We start from the raw sequence: 13653 nt of genomic DNA on the forward strand, positions 1-13653 counted from the left end.
GTTTGCGCTTGGGGCCGTGGGGGCCCGGGGAGGGCACCGATGCGATCGGTTCGCATACGGATTCTCGCGACGCTGCTGGTGTTGGCGGCCGTCGGAGTGGGCGGCTGGCAGCTGATGCCGTCGCAGGAGGATTCGGGCAAGACCATCAAGGTGGGCACGTCGGACGTCGTCACGTCACTCGACCCGGCCGGCGCCTACGACGCCGGGTCCTGGGCCCTGTTCAGCAACGTCTTCCAGTCCTTGCTGACCTTCGAGGCGGGCGGCGCGAAGCCGGTGCCCGACGCGGCGAAGAGCTGTGAGTTCGTCGGCAGCGATCTGCGCACCTACCGGTGCACGCTGCGGGAAGGGCTCGCCTTCCCGAGCGGGCGCGCGATGACCGGCGAGGACGTGAAGTACTCCTTCGACCGCGTCAAGAAGATCAAGTCGGACGTTGGCCCCTCCGCGCTGCTGGACACCCTCAAGTCGGTGTCCGCGAGCGGTCTGACCGTCACCTTCCGGCTGTCCACCCCGGACGCCACCTTCCCGTTCAAGGTGGCCACCGGAGCCGGCTCGATCGTCGACCGCACCAAGTACCCGGCCAACGGCCTGCGCACCGACAACGGCGTGGACGGCACCGGCCCGTACGAGCTGACGGCGTATACGAAGAACAGCAAGGCGGACCTCTCGCCCAACGGGCGCTACGAGGGCGCGGTCAAGAGCGCCGGACGCCCCGTCGAACTGCGCTACTACAAGGACGCCGACGCGCTCAACAGTGCCTGGGAGAAGAAGCAGGTCGACGCCGCCACCCGGCAGCTGCCGCCGAAGACGCTCGCCGAGCTGAATCCGAGCGACCCGACCATGCGGGTCTCCGAGGCCGACAGCTCCGAGGTCCGCAACCTCTACCTCAACACCCGCTCCTCCTCGCCGCTGCGCGACACCAAGGTCCGCCAGGCGATGGCCTGGCTGATCGACCGTGAGCGGCTGGCGGCCACGGTGTACGAGGGAACCGTCGACCCGCTGTACTCGCTCATCCCGACGGGCATCACCGGCCACACCACGGCGTTCTTCGACGCCTACCCGAAACGGAGCGCCGAGAAGGCCCGCGCCCTGCTCACCGAGGCCGGAGTGAGCCTGCCGGTCCGCTTCACCTACGGCTACGGCATCGGCCGCGCCTCCGCCGCCGGGGAGGCGAAGGAGCTCAAGCGGCAGCTGGAGGCGAGCGGTCTGTTCAAGGTGACCGTCAAGGGCTACGAGTGGACCGACTTCCAGAAGCGCTGGGTCGGCGGCAAGCTCGACGCGTACGCGGTCGGATGGGTCGCGGACTACCCCGACCCGGACACCTACGGCGGCCCGCTCGTCGGCACCGACGGAACCATGAGCACCGGGTACAGCAGCGTCCAGGTCGACGATCTGATTCAGGCAAGTCAGCGGTTCGAGGACCGCGGTGACGCCACGGACGACTTCCGATCGCTGCAGGACGCCGTCGCCCGGGATGTTCCGGTCATTCCGCTCTGGCAGGCCAAGGAGTACGTGGTGACCAGCGAGGACGTCGGCGGTGGCCAGTATCTTTCGGACGGTACCGGTGTCTTCCGGCTCTGGCGGCTCAACTGGATCTGACGCGATCTCGCGCCATTGACATTCGCCGGAGTGACGCGGGGTAGCAGCCCTACGCAGCACCATGTGACGGAGGTGTGCGTGGGGTGAGGAGCAAACGTGTTGAGACGCAACTCCTTCCGGCTGCCCCGGCATCCGGCTTCCGTCGGTCTCGCCCGGCGCCGGGTGCGGGACCATCTGGCCGACTGGGGACACGGGACCGACGATCCGGCGCTCGCGGACGCCGTACTGCTGGTGTCCGAGCTGGCGACGAACGTCGTACGCCACGGGCCTTTGCTGGAACGCGAGTTCGAGGTGGCGGTGACCGCGCTCGCCGACGGCTCCTGCCTCATAGAGGTGTCCGACGAAGGGGAGATGGAGCCCCGGCTCAGAGCGGTCGGGGAGTGGGAGGAGACCGGCCGCGGGCTGCATCTGGTGGAGAACATCGCCGCCGCGTGGGGGGTGTGGAGCAGAGGGCGGCACGGCAAGACCGTATGGGCCCTCGTGCCGGCGAACACCTGACTACGTCCGCGCCGGCAGGATGACCGTCACCGTCAGCCCCTCGCCGGGAGCCGTCCGCACCGCCACCCGCCCGCCGTGCGCCTGTACGACCCCCTGCACGATCGCCATGCCGAGCCCGCTCCCCGCGCCCCCGCCGGCCCGGAAGAACCGGTCGAAGACACGCGCCGCGTCCTCGTCGCAGAGCCCGGGACCCTCGTCCGCGACACACAGCCGTACGACCCCGTCCGCCCGCTCCACCCCGAGCCGCACCGGCACATCGGCGGGCGTGTGGGTGCGCACATTGCCCACCAGGTTCCCCAGCACCTGCCGCAGCCCCGACTCGTCGGCGTGCACCAGCAGCGCGCCCTCGGCGCCGACGCTGACCGGCCGGTCCGGCTGCTGCACCCGCAGGTCCTCGGCGGCGTCCCGCACCAGACGGCTCAGATCGACGTTGCGGAACCGCAGTTCGGGCTGCTGGTCCAGGCGGGCGAGCGTGAGCAGCTCGTCCACCAGCCGACCCATCCGGTCCGCCTCCGCCATCACCCGCGCCCAGGCCCGCTTGCGCTCGGCCTCCTCCCGCAGCATGCCCTTGTCGTACAGCTGGAGATAGCCGCGTATCGCCGACAGCGGGGTGCGCAGCTCGTGCGAGGCGTCGGCGACGAACCGGCGCAGCTGGGACGCGCTGTGCTCGCGCGTGCGGTACGCCGACTCCACCTGCTGGAGCATGGAGTTGAGGGCGACGCGCAGCTGCTCGACCTCCAGCGTCGCCTCCCGGCTGGACGGCACCCGTCGGGTCAGATCCCCCTCGGCGATCGCCGACGAGGTCTCCACCATGTCCTCCAGCGGCCGCATCCGGCGCCGCACACTGAACATCGTCAGACAGGCCAGCAGCGCCAGCAACAGGGTGCCTATGGCGAGATCGAGCTTGACGGCCTTGCCGACACCTCGGTGGACGGCCTCGGTGGAGGTGGCCAGCAGGACGTACGTGCCGTCGGCGAGGCGGGTCGCGGTCGCCCGGTAGGCGTCGCCGCCCACCCGGATGTCGTGCGGTTCGGTGTCGGTGGCCAGCACGCGCGGATCGCCCACGGCGCTGGCGAAGTCCCGCTGGACGTCGCTCGGCGTGTATCCGGCCAGGGAGAGCGTGCCGCCCCGCTCGTCGACGAGCGTGAGGAGCTCGTCCGGCCGGGTCTCCTCCACGCTCTGCCGCATGAACTGCTCGCGCACGATCGCCAGGTCGGTGAGCCCCTCGATCATCTCCAGCGTGAGCTGGGAACCGCCAAGCGACTTTCGCGTCTGGTCGAGTTCGCCGTCGATCTGGTCGAGCAGGTAGTACCGCATGCCCATCACGCTCACAGCGGTCGCCGCGACGATGCCGAGTGCCAGCAGCGCCACGTTCGCCAGCGTGAGCCGGGCGCGCAGCGAGTGCCGGGACAGGGTGCGGGGAAACCTCATGCGAGCCCGTATCCGACGCCGCGCCGGGTCGTGATGACCGGCGGCCCCAGCGCGTCCAGCTTGCGCCGCAGATAGCTGATGTAGGTCTCCACGATCGTCGACTCGGGTGGGGTGTGCTCGTACTGCCAGACATGGCGCAGGAGTTGCTCCTTCGGCACGATCCGCCCGCCGTTGCGCACCAGGAAGCGCAGCAGCGCGTACTCGGTGGGGGTGAGCTCGACGGTCCGTCCCGCGCGGTGGACGCTGTACGTCGTCTCGTCCAGCTCCAGATCGCCGTACGTCAGCGGCGGCCGCTGCGGCAGCACATCGGCGTGGCGCGTCCGCCGCAGTACCGCGGTGACACGGGCGATGACCTCGTCGATGTTGAACGGCTTGGTGATGTAGTCGTCGCCGAAGCCGAGGGCGCCGACGATCTCGCCGGGTGAGTCGCGCGCGGTGAGGAACACCAGCGCCATGCCGGGGCGCTCGGCGCGCAGTCGGCGCCCCAGGGCGCGTCCGTCGCCGTCGGGCAGCATGACGTCGAGCAGCGCGACGTCGGGCCGGGTGCGCTCGGTGAGCGCCAGGGCCTCCCGGACGGTGCCCGCGATCATCACCTCGAACCGGTGGTAGCGCAGCGCGATGGCGAGAACGTCCGCGATGCTCTCCTCGTCCTCCACTACCAGCACGGTGCCTGGGGCCGTCGTCATGCCCCCAGTATCGGCGGAGCCACTGACAGCCGGGCCGGTTCGGTGCTTTGGAGTTGCTTGAGAGTCGGTCGTAACCGGTGTCCACGCACGCGTGCCGGCATCAATCCTGTTGCCCAGGACCTGGGGGACCAACCGACCGACAAATAGGGAGCGTTGATCGTGGCGGCATTGGCACGGTGGTGCTATCGGCACCGGCTGGTGGTCCTGTTGCTGTGGGTGGGGACGGTGTTCGGTGTGGGCTTCGCGGGTTCCGCCGCGGGCACGGACTACGCGAACACGTTCTCGCTCCCGAACACGGACTCCACGCGCGCGTACGACCTGATGGAGAAGGCCTTCCCGCAGAGCGCGGGCGACACCGACACGGTGGTGTGGAAGGTCGACGAGGGCTCCGTACGGGACGAGGCCGTACGGTCCCGGATCGAGCCCGCGCTGAAGGAGATCGGCGCGATGAAGGGGGTCGGCGAGGTCACCGACCCCTATGCGGCCGACGGCGCGGCGCAGATCAGTGAGAACGGGCGGATCGCCTACGCCCAGGTCACCTTCGTCGAGCAGGCCAACGCCGTACCCAAGGAGCTCGTCGAGGACGTCGTCGACACCGCGCAGGCCGCTGAACAGAGCGGACTCCAGGTCGAGCTGGGCGGTCAGGCGATCACCCGGACGCAGGAGCCGCCGACCGGCATCGCCGAGATGGTCGGCATCGTCGCCGCGGCGGTCGTGCTCTTCCTGGCCTTCGGCTCGCTCTTCGCGATGCTGCTGCCCCTGGTGGTCGCCATTGCGGCTCTCGGCACCGGCCTGATGGCGACCTCGCTGCTCAGCCATGTCACCGACGTGCCCGAAGTCGCCCCGCTGCTCGGCTCGCTGATCGGTCTCGGCGTCGGCATCGACTACGCCCTGTTCATCGTGACCCGGCACCGCCGCGGCATCCTGCGGGGCATGAAGCCCGAGGAGTCGGCGGTCGTCGCGCTCAACACCTCCGGGCGCGCGGTGCTGTTCGCGGGCGGCACGGTGTGCATCGCGCTCGCGGGCATGCTCGTGATGAACATGCGGTTCCTGGACGGTGTGGTCATCGCGACCTCGCTGACGGTGGTGCTGAGCGTGCTGGCCGCGATCACGCTGCTGCCCGCGCTCCTCGGCCTCCTCGGTATGCGCGTCCTCAGCCGCCGTCAGCGGCGCAAGCTGGCCGCGACGGGACCCGAGCCGGAGCTCACGAGCGGACTCGCGGCGCGCTGGTCGGCGTACGTCCAGAAGCGCCCGCGCGCGGTCGCCGGGCTGGCCCTCGTGGTCATGGTGATCCTGGCGCTGCCCGTGCTCTCCATCCGGCTCGGCGCCACCGACCAGGGCAACCACCAGGAGTCGACGACGACCCGGCAGGCCTACGACCTGCTCGCCGAGGGCTTCGGGCCCGGCTTCAACGGCCCGCTGCAGGTGGTCGTCTCCGAAGGTGACGCACAGGGGCTGGTCTCCCGTATCGAGTCCACCGAGGGTGTGGCTCAGGTGGCCGCCGTACCGCCCGCGAACGGTGTCACGCTGATCCAGGTCGTCCCGACGACCTCACCGCAGTCGGAGAAGACCGACCAGCTCATCGACCGGCTGCGCGACGACGTGATCCCCGCCTCCGGCGCCGAGGCCCATGTCGGCGGTGTCACGGCCGTCTTCAAGGACTTCGCGGCCGTGACCGGCGAGCGGCTGCCGTACTTCGTCGCGGCGATCATCTCGCTGGGCTTCCTGCTGCTGCTCGTCGCGTTCCGCTCGCTGGTGGTCCCGCTGACCGCCGCCCTGATGAACCTGATAGCGGCGGCCGCGTCCTTCGGCGTCCTGGTGGCGATCTTCCAGTGGGGCTGGGGGACGGAGCTCATCGGTATCGGCAAGGAGGGCCCGATCACGGCGTTCCTGCCGGTCATCATGCTCTCCCTGCTCTTCGGCCTCTCGATGGACTACCAGGTGTTCCTGGTGAGCCGGATGCACGAGGAGTGGGTGCACACGAAGGACAACGCGCGCGCGGTCCGGGTGGGCCTGGCGGAGACCAGCCGGGTCATCAACTGCGCGGCCCTGATCATGATCTGCGTCTTCTCCGCGTTCGTCCTCAGCGGCGACATGGAGGGCGCCATGGCGGGCATCGGCCTCGCGGCCGCGGTCGCCCTGGACGCGTTCATCCTGCGTACGGCGCTGGTGCCGGCCGCGATGCATCTGCTCGGCAAGTCCAACTGGTGGCTGCCGGACGGGCTGGAGAGGCGGCTGCCGCATCTGGCGGTGGAGCCCAGGGAAGAGGCTGTCGCGGAGGTCCCCGTGGAGGACGACGGTCCGGCCTCCGTCGTCCACGGCTTCGTCCGGGACACCGACGGCGAGCCGGTCGCGGGGGCGGCGGTGACGCTGCTGTCCAGGGGCGGCCGCCAGCTGGACCGGGTGGTGACCCTGGCGGACGGCTCGTACATCGTGTCGGTGCCCGCCCCGGGCACGTATCTGCTGTCGGCCTCGGCGTCCTCGTACGGCTCGCGCGCGGGTCAGGTGGTCGTGAGCGAAGGGCCTCTGGTGTACGACGTGGAGCTGGCCGAGGGGGAGCTGGACTCGGTGAACTGACGCGGGGTTCCTAGGACTTCCTGCCGGGGTCGGGCATCATCTTCGTCATCCCCGGCAGGAAGTCCGTGAACAGCTCGTGCACCTCGCGCACGAGCGGCCGCAGCACCCGGAACCTGGCGAGCGCGACACCGCGCGCGGTGAGCCGGGCACCGCGCTCGGCGAGCCGGTAGCTCCGCTCGCGCCCCTCGGTACGGTCGAAGATCCAATAGAGCACGAGCCCCATCTGCGAGAGCCACATCAACTCGGGCAGCACATCCCGCAGATCCTCCGGCACCTTGGTCTTCGTACCGGCCAGCACGTCGCGGTGGACGCTGATGGCCTCCACGCGCGCGTGCTCCGACTCGGGGGAGAACGGGCTGAGCGGACTGTCCGGGTCGGCGGCGTTCTTGAAGAACTGCACCGCGAACTCGTGGTACGGCGTGGCGATGTCCAGCCACGCCCGCAGCACACCGGCGAGCCGCGCCTCCAGGTCGGTCTCCCGCTCCAGGACCTCCCGGACCGCCACCTGGTGCTCGGCGGCGATCCGGTCGTAGAAGCCCTGGATCAGGTGCTCCTTGCCCTCGAAGTAGTAGTAGGCGTTCCCGACGGAGACCCCGGCCTCCTTGGCGATGGCCCGCATCGTCGTCTTGTCGTAGCCGTGCTCCTGGAACAGCCGCATGGCGGTCTCCAGGATCAGGGCGCGGGTCTGCTCGGACTTGCTGGGCGTACCGCCCTCTTCGTTGTTCGCGGGCACGACGAAGAGCCTAACCAGTGGCGCGGGCGCGATCAGGGGCGGCGTCCCAGCTCCGGCCGCTTGGTGTAGTCCGTGAACCCGACGACGTTGCCCCACGGATCGGCGATCTCGACGGTCCAGCCGGTGGCCGTGGAGAAGGGCCCGTCGAGCAGCTCGAGGTCCGCGCTGCGCAGCTCCCGTGCCGCCACGCGCGCGTCCGGCACCTCCAGCCACAGGCGCGGGGCGGGCCACGGCGGCGGACGGTGCCCGATCCCCTCCTCCTGCCGGAGCAGGATCCCCGGAATCTCGCCGCCGGCCTTCAGCACCGCGATCCCGGCCTCGTCGTGCCGGACCACCACCGCGAACCCGGCGCGCTCGTAGAAGCCGACGGCCTCGCCGAGGTCACCCACGGGCAGCAGGACGTTGTCGAAACCGAGCAGCTCGTACGACTCTTCGTCTGACATGCCATCAGATTAGGTGCGGGGCCGACGGTTGCCCCGCGGGCTTTCCGCGGGGTCACTCATTGAGCCGAGACGGAGGTCCTTCCGTCGGTACGCTGAGCCGTCTTCAGAGCCGTGTGGCGGAGGGGGCGGGAATGGTTCCGGGAACAGAGGCCTTCCTCGACGAAGTCCGAGTGGCTTTCACGGACGTCGCCGAGAGACTGGGCCTGAGCGGCCCCGGCGAGGGGGAGCGGGACCGGCACCTCGCCGTCGCGACCTACACGGGCTCCGGCGTGCGGTACCGGATCGTCCTAGGCCTGTGGGACGGCGACGTCGAGACACACGCCTGCCGCGAGACGGGGATGACCGAGTGCAAGGTCGGCATCGGCAAGCTGGCGCTCGCCGCGGGAGTGGCCGACAGCCGGGTCTCCTTCGGCGCCCGCAGTCTGCGGCAGCTGAGGAAGTCGCTGGCCGGGCAGGTCCGTTACGTCGAGCTGGTGCATCCGCTGGTCTCCGGGGAACCGGAGGCGGCCGTCGCGCTGATGCGGGCCGCGGGGGCGCGGGAGTGGAGCAGGCCTGCCCTGCGGTGACGCCCGGCCCGTTGTCAGTGGTGGGTCGTACTGTCGGCGGCATGGGAATCGTGATGTTCGTCGACGAGACGACAAGCGGGAGCCGTAGCGACGGCTGGGGGCTGGAGATCGCCGAGGAGCGGCTCAGCGTGCGGGAGTTGATCCGGCGCCGGGTCTTCCAGGAGGTCGCCGAGTACAACGCCCGTACGCCGGAGGTCTTCCAGGGCCTGGTCCAGCCCGAGGACACGGAGCGCGTGCTGAACGGCTATGCCCTGCGCACGCCCCGCCGGATAGACCCCGAGAAGCAGACCGAGCTGGCGCTCAAGGCCTTCGCGGGCAACGGCTTCCTGGTGCTCGTCGGCGACCGCCAGGTCACCGAACCCGACGAGGAGATCGAGCTGGTGCTCGGCACGGAGGTCACGTTCCTGAAGCTCGTCGCGCTGGTGGGTGGATGATGAAGGGGAACGTCCAGACGTACAAGGACCTGATCAGCAAGCGCACCGCCGACGGGGAGCCGGAGGCGCTCGCCCACGACCTGCTCAAGGCCGCCGTCGTCAACAGCGGCAACTGGACCGGCCTGTGGAGCGGGGTCCTGGACCGGCTGTGCGAACTGTCGCCCGAGACGCGGGCACGGGTCGCCGACGGCCTTGTCACGCAGTACCACTCGGAGGAGGCCGGCCCGGCCGCCCGGAGCAACGCCCTGACGCTGCTCGGAATCGTCTCCCACGGACTGGAGCCCGACGACCGGCTCACCGCCCAGCGCCTGAAGCAGCTCGACGACCTCTCCCGGCAGCACTCCTTCTGGTACGGATCGCGGTACGAGGGCCTGGTCGAGGCCGAGTTGGCCGCGGGCCGCCCGCTCGCGCCCGCAGTGGTGGCCGTCTTCCGGCGTACGGCCTCCAGCACCACGTACCGGGACGCCACCCTGATCAAGGTGGTCAGGCAGCTCACCCACCCCGCACTCAACGTCGGCGAGGAATGGGCCGAACAGGCCCTGAGGGACGCCGGGGACGACGCCGACTGGCAGGCCCTGCTCGCCCACGTCGCCACCGCCACCAGCGCCAAACCCACCGCGAAGTGGGACGCACCGGCCCGCGCGCTCGTCGAGGCCCTCGGTGCCGACCGCGTCCGCGAGGCGGCCCTGACGTGGCTCGCCCTCGTCGGCCGCCCGCGCACCTTCCCCCTGACGGGCTGGGACTACGGGCCGGACGTCAACGCCGCCTACGACCCCTACAACGCCGACGCCCTCCGAGGCGTGGCCTGGCTGCTCTCCCTGCTCCCGCCCCACCCGGACACGGCCCGGGCCCTCGGCGGCCTCGTCGAGACCTCGCTCAGGAAGGTCGCAGGGCTCGGCCCGCGCAACCCCAAGGTCGCCAACGCCGGCGTCACCGCCCTCGCCCGCATCGACAGCGAGGCCGCTCTCGCCGAACTGGCCCGGCTCGCCACCCGCGTCACCTTCAAGGGCACGCTCAAGCTGCTCGACGGGGCCCTGGACGCGCGCGCCGAGGCGATGGGGCTCAGCCGGGAGGAGATCGAGGAACTCGCGGTCCCCGCCTATGGGTTGACGGAGGTGGGACGGGCCGAGCACCGGCTCGGGGACGTCACGGGCCTGGTCGAGGTCCACGGCTCCAAGGCCGTGCTGAGCTGGCGCAACGCGACCGGAAAGGCCGTCAAGAGCGTGCCGTCCGCCGTCCGCCGGGACCACGCCGACGACCTCAAGGACATCAAGGCGGCCGTCAAGGACATCGACAAGATGCTCTCGGCCCAGAGCGAGCGCCTGGACCGCCAGTTCCTGGCCCGCCGCACCTGGCCCTACGCCGCCTGGCGTGCGCGCTACCTCGACCACCCGCTGGTCGGCACCCTCGCCCGCCGCCTCCTGTGGAAGGTGGACGGCAGGACGGTCGGGTACGCCCAGGGCGCCCTGCGCACGCTCACGGACGACCCGGTGGACAGCGGCACCGAGGTCTCCCTCTGGCACCCGGTGGATCACGAACCCGCCGAGATCGTCGCCTGGCGCGACTGGCTGGAACGGCACGGCATCACCCAGCCGTTCAAGCAGGCCCACCGCGAGGTGTACCTGCTGACGGACGCCGAACGCGCGACGGGCACCTACTCCAACCGCTTCGCCGCGCACTTCCTGCGCCAGCACCAGTTCCACTCCTTGGCGGCGGTCCGCGGCTGGCGCAACAAGCTTCGTCTCAGCGTGGACGACGAGGCGCCGCCGGCCATCCGTGAGCTGCCCCAGTGGGGCCTGCGCGCCGAGTACTGGATCGAGGGCGACGGCGGCGAGCACTACGAGGACATCACCGAGTCCGGCAGCTTCCTGCGCCTGCGCACCGACCAGGTCCGCTTCTACCCGATCGACGCCCCGGAGAACTCGGCGCACTGCTGCGGCGGCGAGTACCGCATGTGGCTGCGCGACGGCCAGGACCCGGTCGAGGCCCTGCCCCTGGACTCGGTCCCCCCTCTCGTCCTCTCCGAAGTCCTGCGCGACGTAGACCTGTTCGTCGGCGTGGCCAGCGTGGGCAACGACCCCACCTGGCAGGACGGCGGGCCCGACGGCCGCTTCCAGGAGTACTGGACGTCGTACGGCTTCGGCGAGCTGGGCCAGAGCGCGGAGACCCGACGCGTCCTCCTGGACCGCCTGATACCTCGCCTGGCCATCGCCGACCGCTGCACCCTGGAGGGCCGCTTCCTGCACGTGAAGGGCGACCGCCACAAGTACAAGATCCACCTCGGCTCGGGCAACATCCTCCGCACCCCGAACGACCAGTACCTCTGCATCGTCCCGAAGTCCAACGCGTCCGCCCCGCAGGCCGGTTACCTCCCCTACGAGGGGGATCGCATGCTGGCGGTCATCCTGAGCAAGGCGATGATGCTGGCGGCCGACACGAAGATCACGGACCCGACGATCCTGAGCCAGCTGTAGTGGGGGCCTTCACGCCTCGATACCGTCCCTGACGAGTTCCCGCGCCACCTCCGCCCGCGGACCCGAGAGTTCGGCGGCGATGCGGCGGGCCCGTTCGGCGTCGGCGTTCACCGAGGCGGGCAGGGACGGGCTGTCGAGCAGCAGGCCGCGTCGCAGATGCGTCGGCGGGTGCGTCGCGTCGACGCTGTGGCCGCGGCGGGCGCCCGCGCGGCGCTGGCGTTCGACTTCCGACTCGGGGACCGAGTCCATGTGATGGGTCAACGCCTCCCACAACCCCTCGGCGTCGTCCGAGGTGGTCCGGCCCGAGCCGCGCATACGCCTGCCGTTGGCCTCGCGGTACAGCGTCGTCTCCACCGACTCGGTGACGTGGAGGCGATCCATCAGCCCGACCGCGGCCTCGGTGGACCCGGCGCGGGCGGCCGCGGCGTCGGCCAGGTACTCACTGCGGCGGGCGGCGCTGGAGGTCAGCAGGTCCAGGAGCAGCACGAGGCCCCCGATCAGCGAGCGAGGCACGAGGTACACCAGGTTGACGAGCGCTTCCACCAACGTCGGCTCCTGGATGGGCGACAGGTAGTAGTGCCAGGTCGTCAGCGACCTGTAGGCCGTTCCCACGACCATCCCGTGCCGGGTGTCCCCGTTGGTGAAGTGACCGAGTTCATGGCCCAGGAGAGCGATCCGCTGCTGCGGGGTCAGGACCTCCCACAACGGCAGCCCCAGCGTCAGCAGCCGACGACGGAGACCGAGGTGCGTCACGCTCGCGTTGGCCTGGGCGTCGACGACGACGGTGTCCACGCTCCGGGTGCCCGACAGGGCGGCGACTTCGTCGATCAGCGCATACAGCTCGGGCGCGTCGTCCCGGGACAGGACGCGGGCGTTGCCGGGCAGTCGGTTCAGACGCGGCCGGAGCGTCCAGGCCAGCGCCAGCAGGAGCAGACCGGGCACCATGCCGATGCCGCCCCAGCCACCGACCAGGAACCAGATACCGCCCCCGGCCAGCGCGGCGGTCACCCCGTGCACCATGAGCGCGATCGCATAGGCCAGCACACCCGCTGCCGTACGTCCGTTCCAGTGCCGCTCGTCCCCGGTGCTCAGATCGGTGACCAGCCGCTCACCATGGCGCTGCGCCAGCCGGCGGCGCAGCCGCCCCAGCCCGCCCTTCTCCTCGTCCGCCCCCTGCGGATCCACGTTCCAGTCACAGGCCGCGCACCACACGGTGAACCGGCGGTCGGCACGGATCTCCACCCCGCACTGCGGGCACGGCTGGACTGTCTGTTCCCCGGCGGCACGCATCGGCGCACCCTCCCCCTCCCGGCAGCCCCTCCCCAGAGGCTGCTGTGTACATGGCGAGGGCAGTGGATCACAGTCGCGCAGACCTGGCCAACTCGCCTGGCGTAGGCGTCGCCTCAGGCCCCGCAGCCGCCCGCCCGACGCGTGGTCACGGCGATGTCGTCGAGACGGATGTCGTAGGAGGACGGGGCCGGGTCGGCCTGGTAGAGCTGCCAGCCGAGCTTCAGCTTGTCGAAGGCCGGGAAGAGGAAGTCGTCGGCCGTGCCGCCGTGTTCCTTCGTGGACACGGTCAGGTCGGACTGCTCGACGCCGTCGAAGTAGACCGTGACCCGGTTGTCCGTCGCGTCCAGATGGAACTCGACGCACTGCCACGCGCCGCCCATCGCCGGTGCGGAGGTCTTCCACGACGTCCAGTCGCCGGTGGGGCCGAGGTCGGAGCCGACGCCCCAGAAGTTGCCCCGGTCGGTGGGGGCGTACTGCCCGCCCAGGGGCCGGACGAGCGTGGGGGAGTCGGACCCGGACGCCTCGGCGATCGTCCAGTGCGCCCAGTCCGGGGCGGTCGGGAAGGCGTCCACCCGGACGCGCAGACGGGCCCAGTAGCTGTTGCCGGGCGCGGTCAGGTCGGGGAAGACGAGGAAGGCGCGGCCGTTGCCCTCGGTGTGGATCCGGAGTTCACGGCCGTGGCCCGTGCTGCTGGGGGCGACCGTCAGGGTGCCGTCGGCGGTGTCGGCGGTCCAGCCGTGACCCTTCGTCACCGGGCCCAGGGGGAGACGGTCGAAGGTCTCCCGGGCGAGGGTGCCGTGCGGGGTGGGGGCCGCCGAGGAGGAGGCGGGGATCGCGAGCAGTACGGCCGCTGCGGCGGAGAGGGAGGCGGCGGCTTTCTTCAGGAAGGGCATGGGGTCAGTGTGCAACTGGAGTCACACAAGTC

12 protein-coding genes are annotated in these 13653 nt (G+C 70.8%); 6 read left to right on the plus strand and 6 right to left on the minus strand.

Annotated elements, in window-relative coordinates:
- Nucleotides 1-39 precede the first annotated feature (39 nt).
- Together OHU89_RS30780 and OHU89_RS30785 are read left to right on the plus strand one after the other, a co-directional pair.
- Nucleotides 40-1596, plus strand: a complete 1557-nt coding sequence (locus tag OHU89_RS30780; protein ID WP_405647653.1) for an ABC transporter substrate-binding protein — start codon at nt 40-42, stop codon at nt 1594-1596.
- 96 nt (nt 1597-1692) lie between these two features.
- Complete coding sequence (locus tag OHU89_RS30785) at nt 1693-2094, plus strand: ATP-binding protein (protein WP_405647655.1); 402 nt, start codon at nt 1693-1695, stop codon at nt 2092-2094.
- Here the strand turns inward: OHU89_RS30785 and OHU89_RS30790 are convergent, their stop codons facing one another.
- Together OHU89_RS30790 and OHU89_RS30795 are read right to left on the minus strand one after the other, a co-directional pair.
- Nucleotides 2095-3525, minus strand: coding sequence for an ATP-binding protein (locus tag OHU89_RS30790; protein WP_405647658.1), 1431 nt, complete (start codon nt 3523-3525; stop codon nt 2095-2097). It lies immediately after the preceding gene.
- On the minus strand, nt 3522-4211 hold the full coding sequence (locus OHU89_RS30795) for a response regulator transcription factor (protein ID WP_266888817.1): 690 nt from the start codon (nt 4209-4211) through the stop codon (nt 3522-3524). Before OHU89_RS30795 ends, OHU89_RS30790 begins: the two co-directional genes overlap by 4 nt.
- 168 nt (nt 4212-4379) lie before the next feature.
- On the opposite strand from OHU89_RS30795, the gene OHU89_RS30800 reads away from it, so the two are divergent.
- Nucleotides 4380-6788 carry an MMPL family transporter gene (locus tag OHU89_RS30800; RefSeq protein WP_405654717.1) on the plus strand — a complete coding sequence of 803 codons (2409 nt, stop codon included), beginning with the start codon at nt 4380-4382 and terminating at the stop codon, nt 6786-6788.
- A 10-nt stretch (nt 6789-6798) separates the two neighbouring features.
- Here the strand turns inward: OHU89_RS30800 and OHU89_RS30805 are convergent, their stop codons facing one another.
- Nucleotides 6799-7521 carry a TetR/AcrR family transcriptional regulator gene (locus tag OHU89_RS30805; RefSeq protein WP_405647660.1) on the minus strand — a complete coding sequence of 241 codons (723 nt, stop codon included), beginning with the start codon at nt 7519-7521 and terminating at the stop codon, nt 6799-6801.
- A gap of 32 nt (nt 7522-7553) precedes the next feature.
- Nucleotides 7554-7964, minus strand: a complete 411-nt coding sequence (locus OHU89_RS30810) for a VOC family protein (protein WP_405647662.1) — start codon at nt 7962-7964, stop codon at nt 7554-7556.
- A gap of 131 nt (nt 7965-8095) precedes the next feature.
- Between OHU89_RS30810 and OHU89_RS30815 the strand changes: the two genes are divergently transcribed.
- Genes OHU89_RS30815 through OHU89_RS30825 form a run of 3 tightly spaced genes read left to right on the plus strand, consistent with a single transcriptional unit; the run spans nt 8096 to nt 11438 of the window.
- Complete coding sequence (locus tag OHU89_RS30815; RefSeq protein WP_405647664.1) at nt 8096-8530, plus strand: hypothetical protein; 435 nt, start codon at nt 8096-8098, stop codon at nt 8528-8530.
- A gap of 41 nt (nt 8531-8571) precedes the next feature.
- Nucleotides 8572-8964, plus strand: coding sequence for a hypothetical protein (locus OHU89_RS30820; RefSeq protein ID WP_351679862.1), 393 nt, complete (start codon nt 8572-8574; stop codon nt 8962-8964).
- Nucleotides 8961-11438 (plus strand): DUF4132 domain-containing protein, encoded by a 2478-nt coding sequence (locus tag OHU89_RS30825; protein WP_405647666.1) that lies wholly within the window; start codon nt 8961-8963, stop codon nt 11436-11438. Before OHU89_RS30820 ends, OHU89_RS30825 begins: the two co-directional genes overlap by 4 nt.
- Before the next feature lie 9 nt (nt 11439-11447).
- Here OHU89_RS30825 and OHU89_RS30830 read toward each other — a convergent pair whose 3' ends face one another.
- Together OHU89_RS30830 and OHU89_RS30835 are read right to left on the minus strand one after the other, a co-directional pair.
- Nucleotides 11448-12728: a M48 family metallopeptidase gene (locus OHU89_RS30830; RefSeq protein WP_405647669.1), complete on the minus strand. Its 1281-nt coding sequence runs from the start codon at nt 12726-12728 to the stop codon at nt 11448-11450.
- A gap of 113 nt (nt 12729-12841) precedes the next feature.
- A complete protein-coding gene (locus OHU89_RS30835) occupies nt 12842-13621 on the minus strand; it encodes a hypothetical protein (RefSeq protein WP_405647671.1) in 780 nt (259 codons plus the stop codon).
- Nucleotides 13622-13653 lie beyond the last annotated feature (32 nt).

Source organism: Streptomyces sp. NBC_00019 (assembly GCF_045041015.1).
In the GTDB taxonomy this organism is placed as follows: domain Bacteria; phylum Actinomycetota; class Actinomycetes; order Streptomycetales; family Streptomycetaceae; genus Streptomyces.